This window comes from Streptomyces sp. SCSIO ZS0520 (genome assembly GCF_025643355.1).
GTDB lineage: Bacteria > Actinomycetota > Actinomycetes > Streptomycetales > Streptomycetaceae > Streptomyces > Streptomyces physcomitrii.
The window spans coordinates 2,359,496-2,375,539 of sequence record NZ_CP092644.1 but is presented as its reverse complement, the minus strand read 5'-3'; the positions used below and the strand labels follow the sequence as shown (position 1 = coordinate 2,375,539).

Below are 16,044 nucleotides of genomic sequence, written 5' to 3'. Positions count from 1 at the left end.
CCGCCGACCCGGAACAGGCCGGGCGAAAAGGCTGCGCAATCCTGCGGGCGCTTTACCACCATACCCCGGATTGACGCATCTGCGAATGGCCGATCGACTCGCGTAGCCGTCGTCACACTCGATGACCAGGAACTTCCGGGCCCCTGAGAGACGGCTATCGTGCACTCCATGACGACGCCTGACAACGCCCCCGCCGAGCCCGCCCCCGTCGCTTCGCAGGACTGGGCGGCGGCCTCCCGCAACCCGCAGTACCGCGCGGCGGTGGTCGACCTGCTCGGGGCGCTCGCCTACGGCGAACTGGCCGCCTTCGAACGGCTCGCGGAGGACGCGAAGCTGGCGCCGAGCCTCGCGGACAAGGCGGAGCTGGCCAAGATGGCCTCGGCGGAGTTCCACCACTTCGAGCGGCTGCGGGACCGGCTGGCTTCGATCGGCGCGGTACCGGGCGAGGCCATGGAGCCCTTCGTCTCCGCGCTGGACGGCTTCCACCGCCAGACCGCGCCCTCGGACTGGCTGGAGGGCCTGGTCAAGGCCTACGTCGGCGACTCGATCGCCAGCGACTTCTACCGCGAGGTGGCCACCCGCCTCGACTCGGACACCCGCGACCTGGTGCTCGGGGTCCTCGACGACACCGGCCACGCCAGCTTCGCGGTCGAGAAGGTGCGCGCCGCGATCGAGGCCGACTCCCGGGTCGGCGGGCGGCTCGCGCTCTGGGCCCGCCGCCTGATGGGCGAGGCGCTCTCGCAGTCGCAGCGGGTGGTGGCGGACCGCGACGCGCTCTCCACGATGCTCGTCGGCGGCCTCGCGGACGGCTTCGACCTCGCCGAGGTCGGCAAGATGTTCTCGCGGATCACCGAGGCCCACACCAAGCGGATGGCCGCCCTCGGCCTCGCCGCCTGAGCGGTCAGCGGTACACGCGGCTCACCTGCACATACGGAAGTGAACGGCCTCAGACGTACGCGGTCTGAGGCCTACGGAGTCCGAGGCCCACGGAGTCCGAGGCGGCGCGCTCTCTTCGGCGTACGCGGCTCAGGCGTGCGCGGAGTGGTGCATCCGGCGGGGCCTGATCAGCAGCGAGAGCACCGCCGCGGCCACCAGGACGCCGCCCGCCAGGGTGGCGAGCAGATGGCCCGCGCCGAGCGCGCTGTGGGTGAGGAAGGCGCCGAGCAGTCCGCCCGCGAGGCCGGTCGGCAGGACCAGATTCCGGCCGGGAAGCCGGTCCGCGAGCAGGCGTCCGGCCAGATAGGCCAGGGCCAGGCCGAGAAGTGCGGAGCCGAGCGCCTCGACGATCATGAGTGGTCCCTCCCGCGCAGGCCAGGTGCGTATCGGTCACTGCCGGTCTACCCCCGGACGGCAAAGCGCAACCCTGCCCTGTGGGGAGGATGTGCCCGGCCGGTGCGTACGGGGTGCGCACCGCTCCGTGCGCACCGCTCCGTACGCACCGGCGGCGAAGACCGCGGCGCACGGCGGAGTCCCGCGGGACACGGCGAAGGCCCGGCGGTCGACGGACCACCGGGCCTTCCTCCGTGCGCGGGCCCCGCCGCGGCCGTTCCCCGGCCGGGAGGCCTCAGAGTGCGCTGAAGCCCACCTTGCGGGCGGTGGGCTCGCCGATCTCCACGTACGCGAGCTTCTCCGAGGGCACCAGGACCTTGCGGCCGTGGTCGTCCACGAGGCTCAGCAGGGGCGACTTGCCCGCCAGGGCCTCGGCCACCGCGGCCTCGACCTCCTCGGCGCTCTGGCCGCTCTCCAGAACGATCTCGCGCGGCGCGTACTGCACGCCGATCTTGACCTCCACGGCTTTGTCCCTCCGACGGTCAGTGATGTGCGCGGCCGTCCGCGCGGTACCTGGCACACCCTAGCCGGGCCGCGGGACCCCTCAGGCGCCGTGCGCACATGCCGGTAGCGAACACCGGACGGGAACAGCGGCGCGGCCGGGCCCTGGTCGGTGAGCGGGAAACCGCCGGGCCCTAGTTGGTGAGCGGGAAACCGGCGATGCCGCGCCAGGCGAGCGAGGTCAGCAGCTCCACCGCCTTGTCGCGCGGGATGCCGCTCTTGCTGGAGAGCCAGTAGCGGGCGACCACCTGGGAGACCCCGCCGAGGGCCACGGCGAGCAGCATCGACTCCTGCTCGGGCAGACCGGTGTCCTCGGCGATCACCGCGGAGATGGCCTGCGCGCAGTCGAGGCCGACCCGCTCCACCCGCTCGCGCACCGCGGGCTCGTTGGTCAGGTCCGACTCGAAGACCAGCCGGAAGGCGCCGCCCTCGTCCTCCACGTACGCGAAGTAGGCGTCCATGGTGGCCGCCACCCGCAGCTTGTTGTCGTTGGTGGAGGCCAGCGCCGCGCGGACCGCCTGGAGCAGCGACTCGCAGTGCTGGTCGAGAAGGGCCAGGTACAGGTCCAGCTTGCCCGGGAAGTGCTGGTAGAGCACCGGCTTGCTGACGCCCGCGCGCTCGGCGATGTCGTCCATCGCCGCCGCGTGGTAGCCCTGGGCGACGAAGACCTCCTGGGCCGCGCCCAGGAGCTGGTTGCGACGGGCACGCCGCGGCAGCCGTGTTCCCCGCGGGCGTGCTGCCTCTGTCTGCTCTGTGGCTGTCACGCCGCCTCCCAAGATCGACCAGGCGCGAGGTGCGCCGGCACGCCATCGTACTTTTCGGTAACCCGGCTGTGCGTGGTGCGGGCACAGAAATTCAGGCCGGGGCCGGGCCGGAATGGGGCGATAGCCAGGCAAAAGGTGAGGTCCGGCCGCCGCCATGGAGGAATCGTGACGCTGCCCCGGGCCCTCGGCGGTGCCCGCCGGCGGTCCTCAGCGGTAGTCGTCCTCGTCCAGGGCGACCACCCGGGACTGCTCGGCGCGGTCCGCCTCGTCCGCCTCGTCGGTGGAGCGCTCGGGGGGTACGGGTTCGTCCCGCAGCGGGGCGAGGTCGGCCTGCTGCTCGGCCGCGTCGCCCTCGGAGGCCTCGGCCTCCACGGGGTTCGCGGGGACGGTGCCTTCCTCGAAGGTCTCGGGATCGGTCGGGTCGACGGTCATATGTCCTCTTCCCGGGTCGCGGTCTGCGGCTGCCGGGCGCGTGCCCGGTACGGGGCCGGGTACACCAGCCGCCTTATCTGTGCCCGTGGCCGCTCCGGCAGCGTCCGTCTCCTGTGTCTCTGCCGCGGCAGCCCGGCGAACACCGGCGACACCCGCGTACGCATGTGCCCATTTTGCCCCGGGGAGCCGCCCTTACGAGGGTAGGAGACGGTTCAAACCCGCGCCAGGCAATCTGTGACGCCGAACACACGGTTCTGTGCGTGATCGTCTCGTAACATTGCCCCCATGTCTTCGACCGACCTGCCCGGCGCACTCGCCGCCGCCGTGCCCACACCGGCCCCGGTGCGGGCCGCCGAGGGCGAGCGGGTGCGGTCGGTCGCGCTGCCGGGGCTCTCCCTGACGGTGCGCGCGCGCCCGCCCGCCGCCGAGGGGCTGCCGCGGGCGCTGTACGTGCACGGGCTCGGCGGTTCCTCGACGAACTGGTCGGCGCTGATGCGGCGGCTCGACACCGCGGTGGACGGCGAGGCGCTCGACCTGCCGGGCTTCGGGCACTCCCCGCCCCCGGACGACGGCGACTACTCGATCAGCGGCCACTGCCGCGCGGTCATCCGCTACCTCGACTCCCGCGGCCGGGAGCCGGTCCACCTGCTCGGCAACTCCATGGGCGGGGCCGTCGCCACCCGGGTCGCCGCCCTGCGCCCCGATCTGGTGCGCACCCTCACCCTGGTCTCCCCGGCCCTGCCGGAGCTGCGGGTGCAGCGCACCGCGGTGCCGACCGGACTGCTCGCGGTGCCCGGAGTGGCCAGGCTCTTCACCCGCATCAGCCGCGACTGGACCCCCGAGCAGCGGGTACGCGGCGTGATGGCCCTCTGCTACGGGGACCCGCGCCGGGTCACCCCCGAGGAAGTCACCGCCGCCGTCGAGGAGATGGAGCGGCGACTCGCCCTTCCGTACTTCTGGGACGCCATGGCACGCTCGGCTCGTGGCATCGTCAACGCCTATACGCTCAGCGGCCGGTACGGCCTGTGGCGGCAGGCCGAACGGGTCCTCGCACCCACGCTCCTCGTCTACGGCGGCCGGGACCAACTGGTCGCCTTTCGCATGGCCCGGCGCGCCGCCCGCGCCTTCCGCGACGCCCGACTGCTCACCCTGCCGGAGGCCGGACACGTGGCGATGATGGAATACCCGGACACCGTGGCCGACGCCTTCCGTGAACTCCTCGCGGAGACAGGCGAGTTGAGCCGCGCGGCGACGGGGAGCTGAGGCAGGGAAGTGGGACGTCACAGGCGCCGCGGACCGGCGGACAACAGCGACACAGGTGCCCTCCCGGTAGTGCCGGGCGCGGCCGGCGGCAGAGGCCGCAGGCGCCGCGACGGCGCCACCGACACCCCGCCCGGCGGCACCACCCCCCCCTCCGCCCCGAAGCGGCCCCGGCCTCGCGGCCCACCCCGGCCCCCCGCCCCACCGCGGGCCCCTCGGCAGCCGCCCCACCGCCCGGCACCCCCCGCCCCCGCACCGAGGGCACCCCCGCGCACGGCACCCCCCGCCCCTCCTTCGACGGCACCCCGGCACACGGGATGCCCCGCCCGCCGTTCGACGGCACCCCCGCCCACGGCACGCCCCGTCCCCGTACCGACGGAACTCCCGCCCGCGGCACCCCCCGTCCGCCCTTCGACGGCACCCCCGCCCAGGGCACCCCCCGGGTCCGCGGCGGGCACCCCGAGCAGCGGGAGGCCGGGGGCGGCTGGGGCCGTCTCGGCGGGGCGCCGGGGCAGGCCGGTCCGCCGCGCGGCTCCGCTGCGACCGCTCCTCCCGGGCGGCCGGTCCCCTCCGCTCCGTCCGCTCCGGCCCAGGCGACCACCTCCGGTCGCGGGGCCGCCTTCATACCCGCGCCTCGTCCCGGCGGTCCGCGTCAGGAATACCTCGACGCCTTCGACGACGAGTCCGTGTTCACTCCGCGCAGCGGAGCCCCCACCTCGTCCGCCACCGGGTCCTCCACCGCTCTTCCCCCCGACCCGACCCCGGCAGCTGAACCGGAGGACGAAGACGTGGCACTCGACACGCGGACGACACCGCCGACCACCGACGACACCGCCGACCAGACCACCGGCGAGCCCCGCCGGGCCCGCGCGCGGAGCAAGAGCCGGGCCATGACCGGAATCGCCGCCGCGGCGGTGACCACCGTGCTGGCCGTCGTGGTCGCCGGGCAGTTCACCGGCCGCGACGGCGACGCCCGGGCGCAGGGCGCCGCGGGCGGCGAGCGCGACAAGGAGGACTCGGCCTCGCGCTCCGACCGCAGGCCCACCCCCGCCGACAGCAAGCCGCACGCGGACCCGAAGCCGGTGACGTACGCGGAGAAGATGGCGACGGTCTTCCCGCTGGACGCGAAGCTGGACGGCCCCGGCGACTTCGAGGCGGTGCCCGGCTTCGCGAAGGCGCCCGGCAAGGGCCAGCTCTTCCGCTACCGGATCGACGTGGAGAAGGGACTCGGCCTGGACAGCCGCCTGTTCGCCACCGCGGTGCAGAAGACCCTGAACGACGAGCGGAGCTGGGCGCACGGCGGCGGCCGGACCTTCGAGCGGGTCTCCTCCGGCACCCCCGACTTCGTGATCACCCTGGCAAGTCCCGGGACCACCGCGGACTGGTGCGCCAAGTCCGGCCTCGACACCACCCAGGACAATGTCTCCTGCGACTCGGCGGCCACCGACCGGGTCATGATCAACGCCTACCGCTGGGCGCAGGGCGCGGAGACCTTCGGCGACAAGCTGATCCACCCGTACCGGCAGATGCTGATCAACCACGAGGTCGGCCACCGGCTCGGCTTCAACCATGTGACCTGCACCCGGGACGGCGCCCTCGCGCCGGTCATGCAGCAGCAGACCAAGTTCCTCAGCTACGAGGGCATCAGCTGCAAGCCCAACGCCTGGGTGTATCCCAACAGTTGACGTGCGCCGGAGGCGAGTGCGCCGGAGCCGCGTTGACATCCGGCGCGAACTCGTCCATATTTCTGCGCATGTCGTCCCACCGTGCTGCCCAGAACGCCGCTCTTGAGCTGGCGCTCTTCGGCGTGACCGCACTGTGCGTGGCCGATATCCACTGTCGCTGACCACCGCCCCCGGCGCGTACGTCAGCTTCTCCCGCCGTCCCGGCCCGGCCCGCTCCAGGGCCGCCGCGCGGCTCTCCCCGTGATGTCGCGGGCACCGGTGTGCTCCGGTGCCCGCTGACCTCCTCGACGTGCCCGCCCAGGGGCGGAACCGGCTCTTCCGTGATTCCCGTGTTCCCGCTCGCTCCCGCTCTTCGCGGTTCCCGCAGCACTCCTGAGAGGTCGCCTTCCGATGCGTCAATCGTCCGTCATAGCCCGCCGCGTGGCAGCGGCATCCGTCTGCCTGGTCCTGGCCTCGGGCGCTGCCGCCTGCGGACCTGAGGACAGCGATGCCGCCTCCGGCGACGACGCGAAGCCGAAGAAGGGCGGCACCCTGCGGGTCCTCAACTCCGAGCCCCAGACGGACTTCGACCCGGCCCGGCTCTACACCTCCGGCGGCGGCAACGTCCCCTCGCTGGTCTTCCGCACCCTGACCACCCGCAACCGCGAGGACGGCGCCAAGGGCACCGAGGTGGTCCCCGACCTCGCCACGGACACCGGCAAGGCCAGCAAGAACGCCACGGTGTGGACGTACACCCTGAAGAAGGGCCTGAAGTACGAGGACGGCTCGCCGATCACCTCGGCGGACATCAAGTACGGCATCGAGCGGTCCTTCGCCGCCGAGCTCTCCGGCGGGGCGCCCTATCTGCGGGACTGGCTGATCGGCGGGGCCGACTACCAGGGCCCGTACAAGGACAAGGGCGAGAAGGGCCTCGACTCGATCGAGACCCCGGACGAGCGGACGATCGTCTTCCGGCTGAACAAGCCCGAGGGCGAGTTCCCGCTCCTCGCCACCCAGACCCAGTTCGCGCCGGTGCCCAAGGCCAAGGACAAGGGCAGCAAGTACGAGGAGCACCCGGTCTCCTCGGGGCCGTACCAGGTGGTCGAGAACGAGAACGACGGGGAGCGGATCACCCTGAAGCGCAACCCGCACTGGTCGCGGGAGACCGACGAGGAGCGGTTCGCCTACCCGGACCGGATCGATGTGCGCTCCGGACTCGACCCCTCGGTCGTCAACCAGCGCCTCTCCGCCTCCACCGGCGCCGACGCGGCGGCCGTCACCACGGACACCAACCTCGGCCCGGCCGAGCTGTCCAAGATCACCGGCGACAAGAAGCTGGCCGCCCGGGTCGGCACCGGCCACTTCGGCTACACCGACTACATCGCCTTCAACCCGAAGGTGAAGCCCTTCGACAACCCGAAGGTGCGCCAGGCGATCGCCTACGCCGTCGACCGCACCTCCGTCGTCAACGCGGCCGGCGGCTCCTCGCTCGCCGAGCCCGCCACCACCTTCCTGCCCGAGCAGAAGGCCTTCGGCTCCACGGGCCACGACCACTTCCCGGCCGGGAAGACGGGCAACCCGGCCAAGGCGAAGAAGCTCCTCGCCGAGGCCGGCTACAAGAACGGCCTGAAGGTGACGCTCACCCACTCCAGCACCAAGGTGGGACGCGGCAACCCGGAGACCGCGGCCGCCCTCCAGGACGCCCTGAAGAAGGCCGGAATCACCGTGTCCCTCAAGGGACTCGAGGACAACAAGTACGGCGACGTCATCCACAGCGTGAAGGACGAGCCCGGCTTCTTCCTCACGGGCTGGGGCGCCGACTGGCCCTCCGGCGGCCCCTTCCTCGCCCCGATCTTCGACGGACGGCAGATCGTCCGGGACGGCGCCAACTTCAACACCGGCCAGCTGGACGACCCCGCGGTCAACAAGGAGATCGACGAGATCAACAAGCTGACCGACCTGGACGAGGCCGCCGGGCGCTGGGGAGCCCTGGACGAGAAGATCGGCAAGCAGGCGCTGGTCGTCCCGCTGACCCACCCGGTCTACAAGCGGCTCTACGGCAAGGACGTCCGGAACATCGTGATCAGCGACTGGACCGGTGTGCTCGACATCTCGCAGGTCGCGGTCAAGTAGGCATGAGTGAGGCTCAGTCGGTCTCCCCGGTCGGGGTGGACGCCGTCGCGGTGTCCGCCCCGGCCGCCGGGGCCGGGACGTTCTGGCGGCGGCTGCGCGCACAGCGGGCCGCCCTCTTCGCGGCGGCGGTGGCGGGGGTCCTCGTACTGCTCGCCCTCACCGCCCCCCTGCTCATCCTGCTCGAAGGCGCGGACTCCACCACCTACCACCCCGAGCTGGTCGACTCCGCCCGCGGCGGGGTGCCGATCGGCTCCTTCGGCGGCGCGAGCGGGAGCCACTGGCTGGGCGTCGAACCGCAGACCGGGCGCGACCTGTTCGCCCGGCTCGCCGAGGGCGCCCAGGTCTCCCTCGGGGTGGCGCTCGGCGCGACCCTGATCCAGGTCGCGGTCGGGGTCTCGGTCGGGCTCGCCGCCGGGCTCGGCAACCGGTGGGTGGACCAGCTCTTCGACCGGCTCACCGATGTGGTGATCGCGCTGCCGCTGGTGGTGATGGCCCTCGCCATGCTCGCCGTCGTGCCCGAGGACTTCCCGCGCCCGCTGCTCGTCGCGCTGATCATCGGGCTCGTCGCCTGGGGCACCATCGCCAAGATCGTGCGGGCCCAGACCATCACCCTGAAGTCCCTCGACTACGTGGCCGCCGCGCGGCTCAGCGGCTGGAACACCTGGCGGATCGCCCGCCGGGAACTGCTGCCCGGACTCGCGGCGCCGGTGCTCACCTACTCGGCGCTGCTCTTCCCGGTCAATGTCGTCATCGAGTCCGCGCTCTCCTTCCTCGGCGTCGGCGTCAAGGCGCCGACCGCCTCCTGGGGGCAGATGCTCGCCTCCGCGGACGTCTGGTACCAGGCGGCACCCCAGTACCTGCTGCTGCCCGCCGGACTGCTCTTCACCGCCGTGCTCGCCCTGACCGTGCTCGGCGACGGGGTGCGCACCGCGCTCGACCCGCGGGCCGCCGGACGGCTGCGGGTCGGCACCCGCGCGGGGCAGGGCCCGGCGGCCCCGGCCGTGGACACCGCGCCGCGCAAGGACGGTGCCGCATGACCTCTTTCGTGCTGCGCCGCCTCGGCGGACTCGTCCTCACCCTCTTCGTGATCTCCGTCCTGGTCTACGCCGTCTTCTACCTGGCCCCCGGCAACGTCGCCCAGCTGAGCTGCGGGCCCCGCTGCTCGCCCGAGCAGGTCCGGCAGGTCGCCTCCCAACTCCACCTGGACGACCCGCTCTACGTCCGCTACTGGCACTTCCTCACCGGCCTGTTCGCCGGGCAGGACTACTCGACCGGTACGGCCGTGCTGCACTGCGACGCCCCCTGCCTCGGCCTCTCGTACCAGAGCGACCAGGAGGTCACCGAGCTGCTTCTGGACAAGCTCCCGGCCAGCGTCTCGCTCGCCGCCGGGGCCGTGGTGCTCTGGCTGATCCTCGGGGTCGGCACCGGAATCCTCTCGGCCTGGCGGCGCGGCGGGCTCACCGAGCGGGTGCTGACCACGCTGACCCTGGCGGGGACCGCGGTGCCGGTCTTCGTGGTCGGTCTGGTCCTGATGGTCCTGGTCTGCGGGCAGTGGGAGCTGCTGCCCTTCCCGCAGTACGTGCCCTTCGGGGAGGACCCCGAGCAGTGGGCCTGGAACCTGCTGCTGCCCTGGGTGACCCTCGCCCTCGCCGAGGCCGCCACCTTCGCGCGGATGACCCGCTCCTCGATGCTGGAGACCCTGGCCGAGGACCACATCCGTACCTTCCGGGCGTACGGGGTCCCCGAGCGCACCATCGTCGGGCGGCACGCCCTGCGCGGCGCGCTCGCCCCGCTGATCGCCCTCAACGCCAACCACATCGGCGCCCTGGTCGGCGGCTCGGTGCTGACCGAGTCGCTGTTCGGTATCCCCGGCATCGGGCGTGAACTGGTGCACGCCGTACAGGTGGTGGACCTGCCGATCGTGGTGGGCGTGATGCTCGCCGTCGGCTTCGCCGTGGTGTTCGCCAACGCCGTCGCCGATCTGCTGTACGCGGTGGCCGACCGACGGGTGGTGCTCTCATGAGCCTTGTCCACGTCCAGGACCTGACGGTCGACTTCGGCGGACTGCGGGCCGTCGACGCGCTCTCCTTCCGCCTCGACGAGGGCGGCGCGCTCGCCCTGGTCGGCGAGTCCGGCTCCGGCAAGAGCACGGTCGCGGCGGCCCTGCTCGGGCTGCACCACGGCACCGGGGCCCGGCTCTCCGGCTCGGTGGAGGTCGCCGGTGTCGACGTAGGGGCCGCCGGGGAACGGGAGTTGAGGCGGCTGCGCGGCGGGCTCGCCGCGATGGTCTTCCAGGATCCGCTCTCCTCGCTCGACCCCTACTACGCGGTCGGCGCCCAGATAGCCGAGGTGTACCGGGTGCACCACAAGGCGGGCCGGCGGGCGGCCAGGGCCCGGGCGGTCGAGGTGCTCGACCGGGTCGGCATCCCCGACGCCGCCCGGCGGGCGCGCTCCCGGCCGCACGAGTTCTCCGGCGGCATGCGCCAGCGCGCGCTGATCGCGATGGCGCTCGCCTGCGAGCCGCGGCTGCTTGTCGCCGACGAACCGACCACCGCCCTCGATGTGACCGTGCAGGCCCAGATCCTCGACCTGCTGCACCAGTTGAGGCAGGAGACCGGTCTCGGACTGCTCCTGGTCACCCACGACGTGGGGGTCGCGGCGGAGAGCGTGGACGAGATCCTGGTGATGCGCGGGGGCCGCGCGGTGGAGCGCGGCCCGGTCCGCGAGGTGCTCTCGGCGCCCCGCGAGACGTACACCCGGGAGCTGCTGCGCTCCGTACCGCGGCTGGAGGACGCCCGCGAGCGCCAGGTCGCCGAGGCGGAGCCGGTGCTCCAACTGGACGGACTGCGCAAGGAGTTCGGCCGCGGGCGGCACCGTTTCGCGGCGGTCGAGGATGTCTCGCTCACCCTGTACCAGGGGCAGACGCTCGGCGTGGTGGGGGAGAGCGGCAGCGGCAAGTCCACCCTCGGGCGGATGATCGTCGGCCTGCTCGAACCGACCGCGGGGCGGCTCCAGTTCACCGGTCAGGAGCCGGGTGCGGGATCGGGTCAGGAGGGCGGCCGGGAACTCGGTGAAGACTCCGGGCCGGGCGAGACCCGTGCCCGGAAGCAGGCGGGCGAACGGCGGCAGGGCGGGCGGCCCCGGCTCCAGATGGTCTTCCAGGACCCGGTCTCCTCGCTCAACCCCCGGCGCAGCATCGGGGAGTCCATCGCCGACCCGCTGCGCGCCCAGGGGCGGCGGGACGAGGAGGGCATCCGCGAGCGGGTCACCTCCCTCCTGGAGCGGGTGGGCCTCCGGGCGGACCACTACGACCGCTATCCGCACGAGTTCAGCGGCGGCCAGCGCCAGCGGGTGGGCATCGCCCGGGCGCTCGCCGCCGAACCGGAGATCATCGTCTGCGACGAACCGGTCTCCGCCCTCGATGTCACCACCCAGGCCCAGGTGACCGCGCTCCTGGCCGAACTCCAGCGGGAGTTGGGGATCGCGCTGGTCTTCGTGGCGCATGACCTCGCCGTGGTGCGGCAGGTCAGCGACCAGGTGGCGGTGATGCGCGGCGGGCGGATCGTGGAGTACGGACCGGCCGAGCAGGTCTACGGTGCGCCGCAACACCCGTACACCAAGGAGCTGCTCGCGGCGGTCCCCGCGCTCGACCCGGACGCGGCGGCGGAACGCCGCGCCGTCCGCAAGGAGTTGGCCCTCACCTGACACCGGGTGACCGAACTGCCCCTCTCGCGGGTAAACGTCATACCTCTGGGAAAGTTACGCGCGTTCACCCCTTCTGATGGCGCGACGGACGGTTGTCCGTCGCGCCATCGACATGTCCGCATACGTTCGTCTCCGCTGCGGGCCGTGCGGTCAACCACGGCTCCCCTCAACGGAGATCGGAGGTGTGCGCGTGCGTATCGGACTGCTGACCGAGGGCGGCTATCCGTATGTGAGCGGCGAGGCGAGACTCTGGTGCGACCGGCTCGTACGCGGGCTCGGGCCGCACGAATTCGACCTCTACGCGCTCAGCCGCAGCCGCCGCCAGGAGGAAGAGGGCTGGGTCCGGCTGCCGCGGGGGGTCGCCCGGGTGCGGACCGCCCCGCTGTGGACGCCGCCCGAGGAGGGCCCCGCGCTCGGCAGGCGCGCCCGCCGCCGCTTCGCCGCGCTCTACGCCGAGCTCGCCGCCGCCCTGACCGAGCCCCGGCCGGTGCCGCCGGGGGAGGAGCACGCCCCCCAGGCGGACCGTTTCCGCAACGCGCTGTACGGGCTCGCCGACCTCGCCCGCACCGAGGGCGGACTCGCCGCCGCCCTGCGCTCCGAGACCGCCGTACGCGCCCTCGAACGCGCCTGCCGCGCGCCCGGCGCCCCGCGCGCCGCCCAACTCGCCCGCGTCGGCGACCTGTTGGACGTCACCGCGCACATCGAACGCGCGCTGCGCCCGCTCTCCCTGGACTGGTACGCCGAGGACGGGCTCGCCGCCGCCGACCTCAGCCACGCCGCGAGCGGCGGCAGCGCGGCCCTGCCCGGACTGCTCGCCCAGCGGCTGCACGGGGTGCCGCTGCTCGTCACCGAGTACGGCGTGCAGCTGCGCGCGCACTACCTCGGCGCCGGGGACGCCTCCCGGTCGGGACCCGCGGTACGGGCCCTGCTCGCCGCCTTCCACGGCCGCCTCGCCGAGGAGGTCTACGCGCGCGCGGCGCTGATCACCCCCGGCAACTCCCATGCCCGGCGCTGGCAGGAGCGCTGCGGCGCCGAGCGCGCCAAGCTGCGCCTGGTCTACCCCGGCATGGACGCCGCCCGCTTCGCCGAGGCGGGGGAGAGCACCGGCCGCGGCGACCGGGAGACCCTGGTCTGGATCGGCCGCGTCGACCCCGCCAAGGACCTGGTCTGCCTGCTGCACGCCTTCGCCGCCGTCCGCAGGGAGCGCCCCGGCGTCCGGCTGCGGGTGATCGGGGCGCCCGCCGAGGGGGAGGAGGCCGCCGCCTACCTCGCCCAGTGCCGGGTGCTCGCCGCCCAGCTCTTCCCCGACGAGGCCGCGGGGGCGCACGAGGTCGGGGTCAACCCCGTCTCCTTCGAGGAGATCGGCTCGCCCGAGGTCCCGGACCTGGCCGCCGCGTACACCGCGGGCGCCGTGGTCGTGCTCTCCAGCGTGGTGGAGGGCTTCCCGATCAGCCTGGTCGAGTCGATGTTCTGCGGCCGGGCCACCGTCTCCACGGACGTCGGCGCCGTGGTCGAGGTCATCGGCGGTACGGGGCTCGTGGTGCCGCCGCGCAATCCGCGGGCGCTCGCCGAGGCGTGCCTCGGCCTGCTGCGCGACCCCGCGCGCCGCGAGCGCCTGGGCGCGGCGGCGCGTGCCCGGGCGCTCGAACTCTTCACCGTCGAGCAGAACATCGAGGCCTTCCGCGCCCTCTACCTGGAGATCGTCTCGCACTGCCCCGTCCCCCGCGAACTCCTCGACGCCGCCGGTGAACCCCTGCCCTTCGCCGTCCCCGCGGAGGCCCACCTCCCCGGCCACTGGACGGCCGCCGAAGCCACCGAGAGCGGCGCGAGACCCGCGCGCTGGCGTGAAGGGCATCCGGGGAGACCGAGGTGGGCCCGGACGCCTACCTCCTCGGGGGACCGCGCGAGGGCTGGTACGGCGGGCGGCGGGACGGCCGGTGGACCGGCTGGCGAAACGACTCAGCGGGGGTGGGGGGCGGCTGGGCCGGGGGGCCGTGGACCGCTGAAGTCCCTTGCGGGGGGCGGTACTTCGGGTGCCGACTCCGATGTCGACACTGGCCCCGACACCGGTGCCGATATCGACACCGCCTCCGACACCGGTCCCGCCCCCGACACCGGCCCCGTTCCCGACATCGATGCGGCTGTCGACGCCGCCCGGGCCGCCGCCAGAGCTACTGCTACCGACGCCCGCCCGGAGCCCATGGGTCACGCTGCCGCCCAGAGCGGGAAAGCCCCGGCGGGCGAGGGCCCCCGAGCTGCCGGGGATCCCCAACTGGGCCGGGAATTGCTGCCATTGGCCCAGGAATCCCCGCCGGAGGCCGATCCGCGGACCGCTGATCTGGGGACTGCTGATCCGCGGACCGCCGATCCCCGGACCGCTGTCCCGGTGGCCGCCGGGGAGGTGGCCCGATGAGTCGCGAACGGCACTCCGCACCGCCGGACTCGCCCGGCACCCCCGCCAGCCCCGGCGCCTGGGACAGCGCCTCGGAACAGGCCCTCGACAGCCCGGCGGCCACCCCGACCGTCCCGGGTCCCGCCCGGCCGGTACCCGGTCCGCCCGGCCCGGACCCCGCCGACGGCTCCACGAGCCCGGAGCAGGATCCCGGCCAGGGGAGGCCCAACCTCCCCTCACCGGGCGGCCGTTCGGCCCCGGCACCCGGCGGCTCGGGCGGCCCCGGCACCCCCGGCCCCTCCGTACCGACCGCCCGCGACCCGGAGCCGTCCGCGCGCCAGGAGCCATCCGCGCACACCGAACCGTCCGCGCGCACCGAACCGTCCGCGCCCGCCGAGTCGCCCTCGCCCCCCGAACCCTCTTCGTCCACCGAACCACCCCCGCACCCCGCCCCCTCCACCCCCGCCGAGCCGCCCCTCTCCGCCCAACACCCCGCCTCCGCCGAGCCGTTCGCCTCGGTCGCGCCGCTCCCGCCCGCCCCGATCCCCGTGGACGCACCGGGTCCCCCCGACCCCGTAGCAACTCCGGAACCCTCCGAAGCCTCCGAACCCCCCGCCCCCACCACCACGACCGCCCGCCGCCCCGCCGTCGACCCGGTCAAGGCGCTGCTGCACCGGCACCGGGAGCTGTGTGAGCGGGCCGTGGATCCGCTGGAGATCGCGGCCGGGTTGGAGGCGCACGGGATCACCGACCGGACCGCGGCGCGCTTCCGGCACCGGGATGTCTTCTCGCTCGCCGAGGAGATGTACGCCCGGGTGCCCCGTGAGCCGGAGGTCGGCCAACTCCCCGCCGCGCGTGTCGAGTCGGGCAACCGGCCCGGCTGGGCGCTCACCGCGCTGCTGCCCGGGGCGGCCTGTGCCCTGGCGGTGCTCGGGCTCCAGCACACGGACGGGCAGCTGCACTTCGCGGTGGCCGTGGCCGGGGTGCTCGCGGTCGCGCTCGGGCTCGTACCGGCGCTGGAGCGGGGGCCGCTCGGCGGGCGGCACCACTTCACCCCGGGCACCCGGGTGTGGATCTGCTGGCTGCTCACCTACGCCCTGGCCGGGGACGGGCTGCTGTGGGCCGCCGTCACCGGTGGGCCCGATGTACCGGGGCCGGTGGCGAGCGCCCCGCTGCTCGCCCTCGCCTGCGCGGTGGCGCCCGCGATCTGGTGCGCCCAGCTCTTCGCCTCCGCGGCGGGGCGCAGGCTCGCGGGCAGCCGGGGACTGGCGGAGTTCACCGCGCGGGCCCGGCCGCTGCTCCTCGGCTGCCTCGCCCTCTTCCTGCTCGTTCTCGGCCTGCTGCTCACCCTCACCGCCGAACTGCTCGACCAGCGCCCGGGCTACGGAGCGGCCGGCACGCTCGGCGCCCTCCTGCTGCTCTCCCGGCTGCTGCTCGCCCGCGGCTTCACCCACGCCCCGGCGGTGGTGCTCGCCGCCGCCGGTCTCACCGAGGCCCTGGCGCTCGCCACCGTCTTCGCGGGGCGGCTGCCGGGCTGCGAACTGCTCGCCGTCCCCGTACAGCGCCTGGTCGAGCGGCAGGGTCCGGGCCTGGTGCCCGCCCTGATCCTCGGCGCCGGCGCGCTCGTCCTGCTCCTGCACGCCCTGCGCACCCTCACCCGGGCCTCGGCCCACGCGCACCGGGAGGACGCGCCGTGACGGCGACCGACCCCCACTGACCGGACCCCCACCGACCGGATCCTCGCGGTCCTTCGGACCCCGGGGACCGCGCCACCCCCCGACTTCCGATCCACGGCAACACCTCGAAGGGACACCCAAGATGACTGCTCTTCCTCCTGGGACGACCGTTCTCCCACCGCGGGAGC

At 73.9% G+C, this 16,044-nt stretch carries 14 protein-coding genes; 10 read left to right on the top strand and 4 right to left on the bottom strand.

The genetic code is table 11. The features are described 5' to 3' along the window. Nucleotides 1–168 precede the first annotated feature (168 nt). On the top strand, nucleotides 169–897 hold the full coding sequence (locus MID12_RS08750) for a ferritin-like fold-containing protein (RefSeq protein WP_040256640.1): 729 nt from the start codon (nucleotides 169–171) through the stop codon (nucleotides 895–897). A 129-nt stretch (nucleotides 898–1,026) separates the two neighbouring features. Here the strand turns inward: MID12_RS08750 and MID12_RS08745 are convergent, their stop codons facing one another. The 4 genes from MID12_RS08745 to MID12_RS08730 form a co-directional block, all read right to left on the bottom strand. Continuing rightward, nucleotides 1,027–1,290 carry a hypothetical protein gene (locus MID12_RS08745; protein ID WP_040248596.1) on the bottom strand — a complete coding sequence of 88 codons (264 nt, stop codon included), beginning with the start codon at nucleotides 1,288–1,290 and terminating at the stop codon, nucleotides 1,027–1,029. A 274-nt stretch (nucleotides 1,291–1,564) separates the two neighbouring features. Then, nucleotides 1,565–1,792, bottom strand: a complete 228-nt coding sequence (locus tag MID12_RS08740) for a DUF3107 domain-containing protein (protein ID WP_040248593.1) — start codon at nucleotides 1,790–1,792, stop codon at nucleotides 1,565–1,567. A 172-nt stretch (nucleotides 1,793–1,964) separates the two neighbouring features. After that, entirely contained in the window at nucleotides 1,965–2,594 is a 630-nt protein-coding gene (locus MID12_RS08735; protein ID WP_040248591.1) for a TetR/AcrR family transcriptional regulator, read from the bottom strand. A gap of 207 nt (nucleotides 2,595–2,801) precedes the next feature. After that, nucleotides 2,802–3,026: a hypothetical protein gene (locus MID12_RS08730; RefSeq protein WP_040248589.1), complete on the bottom strand. Its 225-nt coding sequence runs from the start codon at nucleotides 3,024–3,026 to the stop codon at nucleotides 2,802–2,804. Between the two features lie 285 nt (nucleotides 3,027–3,311). Between MID12_RS08730 and MID12_RS08725 the strand changes: the two genes are divergently transcribed. The 9 genes from MID12_RS08725 (at nucleotide 3,312) to MID12_RS08690 (ending at nucleotide 15,877) form a co-directional block, all read left to right on the top strand. After that, on the top strand, nucleotides 3,312–4,289 hold the full coding sequence (locus MID12_RS08725) for an alpha/beta fold hydrolase (protein ID WP_052482201.1): 978 nt from the start codon (nucleotides 3,312–3,314) through the stop codon (nucleotides 4,287–4,289). Nucleotides 4,290–5,074: 785 nt separating this feature from the next. Continuing rightward, nucleotides 5,075–5,971, top strand: coding sequence for a DUF3152 domain-containing protein (locus tag MID12_RS08720; protein WP_317633367.1), 897 nt, complete (start codon nucleotides 5,075–5,077; stop codon nucleotides 5,969–5,971). Nucleotides 5,972–6,039: 68 nt separating this feature from the next. Further along, complete coding sequence (locus tag MID12_RS32255) at nucleotides 6,040–6,132, top strand: Ms4533A family Cys-rich leader peptide (protein WP_312885288.1); 93 nt, start codon at nucleotides 6,040–6,042, stop codon at nucleotides 6,130–6,132. 229 nt (nucleotides 6,133–6,361) lie between these two features. Further along, entirely contained in the window at nucleotides 6,362–8,083 is a 1,722-nt protein-coding gene (locus tag MID12_RS08715) for an ABC transporter substrate-binding protein (protein WP_263165837.1), read from the top strand. A 2-nt stretch (nucleotides 8,084–8,085) separates the two neighbouring features. Further along, nucleotides 8,086–9,120, top strand: coding sequence for an ABC transporter permease (locus tag MID12_RS08710; RefSeq protein WP_052482200.1), 1,035 nt, complete (start codon nucleotides 8,086–8,088; stop codon nucleotides 9,118–9,120). Next, nucleotides 9,117–10,106: an ABC transporter permease gene (locus tag MID12_RS08705; RefSeq protein ID WP_263165835.1), complete on the top strand. Its 990-nt coding sequence runs from the start codon at nucleotides 9,117–9,119 to the stop codon at nucleotides 10,104–10,106. The genes MID12_RS08710 and MID12_RS08705 overlap by 4 nt, the downstream gene beginning before the upstream one ends. Beyond that, on the top strand, nucleotides 10,103–11,788 hold the full coding sequence (locus tag MID12_RS08700) for a dipeptide ABC transporter ATP-binding protein (protein WP_263165832.1): 1,686 nt from the start codon (nucleotides 10,103–10,105) through the stop codon (nucleotides 11,786–11,788). Before MID12_RS08705 ends, MID12_RS08700 begins: the two co-directional genes overlap by 4 nt. A 190-nt stretch (nucleotides 11,789–11,978) precedes the next feature. Continuing rightward, complete coding sequence (gene pelF / locus MID12_RS08695) at nucleotides 11,979–14,201, top strand: GT4 family glycosyltransferase PelF (protein WP_411576927.1); 2,223 nt, start codon at nucleotides 11,979–11,981, stop codon at nucleotides 14,199–14,201. Further along, on the top strand, nucleotides 14,198–15,877 hold the full coding sequence (locus tag MID12_RS08690) for a hypothetical protein (protein WP_317633366.1): 1,680 nt from the start codon (nucleotides 14,198–14,200) through the stop codon (nucleotides 15,875–15,877). Before pelF ends, MID12_RS08690 begins: the two co-directional genes overlap by 4 nt. The last annotated feature ends 167 nt before the right edge of the window (nucleotides 15,878–16,044 follow it).

Coding starts and splice junctions, on each gene's coding strand:
- MID12_RS08750 (WP_040256640.1), top strand. CDS start 169: ATGACGACGCCTGACAACGCCCCCGCCGAGCCCGCCCCCGTCGCTTCG.
- MID12_RS08745 (WP_040248596.1), bottom strand. CDS start 1,290: ATGATCGTCGAGGCGCTCGGCTCCGCACTTCTCGGCCTGGCCCTGGCC.
- MID12_RS08730 (WP_040248589.1), bottom strand. CDS start 3,026: ATGACCGTCGACCCGACCGATCCCGAGACCTTCGAGGAAGGCACCGTC.
- MID12_RS08725 (WP_052482201.1), top strand. CDS start 3,312: ATGTCTTCGACCGACCTGCCCGGCGCACTCGCCGCCGCCGTGCCCACA.
- MID12_RS32255 (WP_312885288.1), top strand. CDS start 6,040: ATGTCGTCCCACCGTGCTGCCCAGAACGCCGCTCTTGAGCTGGCGCTC.
- MID12_RS08715 (WP_263165837.1), top strand. CDS start 6,362: ATGCGTCAATCGTCCGTCATAGCCCGCCGCGTGGCAGCGGCATCCGTC.
- MID12_RS08710 (WP_052482200.1), top strand. CDS start 8,086: ATGAGTGAGGCTCAGTCGGTCTCCCCGGTCGGGGTGGACGCCGTCGCG.
- MID12_RS08705 (WP_263165835.1), top strand. CDS start 9,117: ATGACCTCTTTCGTGCTGCGCCGCCTCGGCGGACTCGTCCTCACCCTC.
- MID12_RS08700 (WP_263165832.1), top strand. CDS start 10,103: ATGAGCCTTGTCCACGTCCAGGACCTGACGGTCGACTTCGGCGGACTG.
- MID12_RS08690 (WP_317633366.1), top strand. CDS start 14,198: ATGAGTCGCGAACGGCACTCCGCACCGCCGGACTCGCCCGGCACCCCC.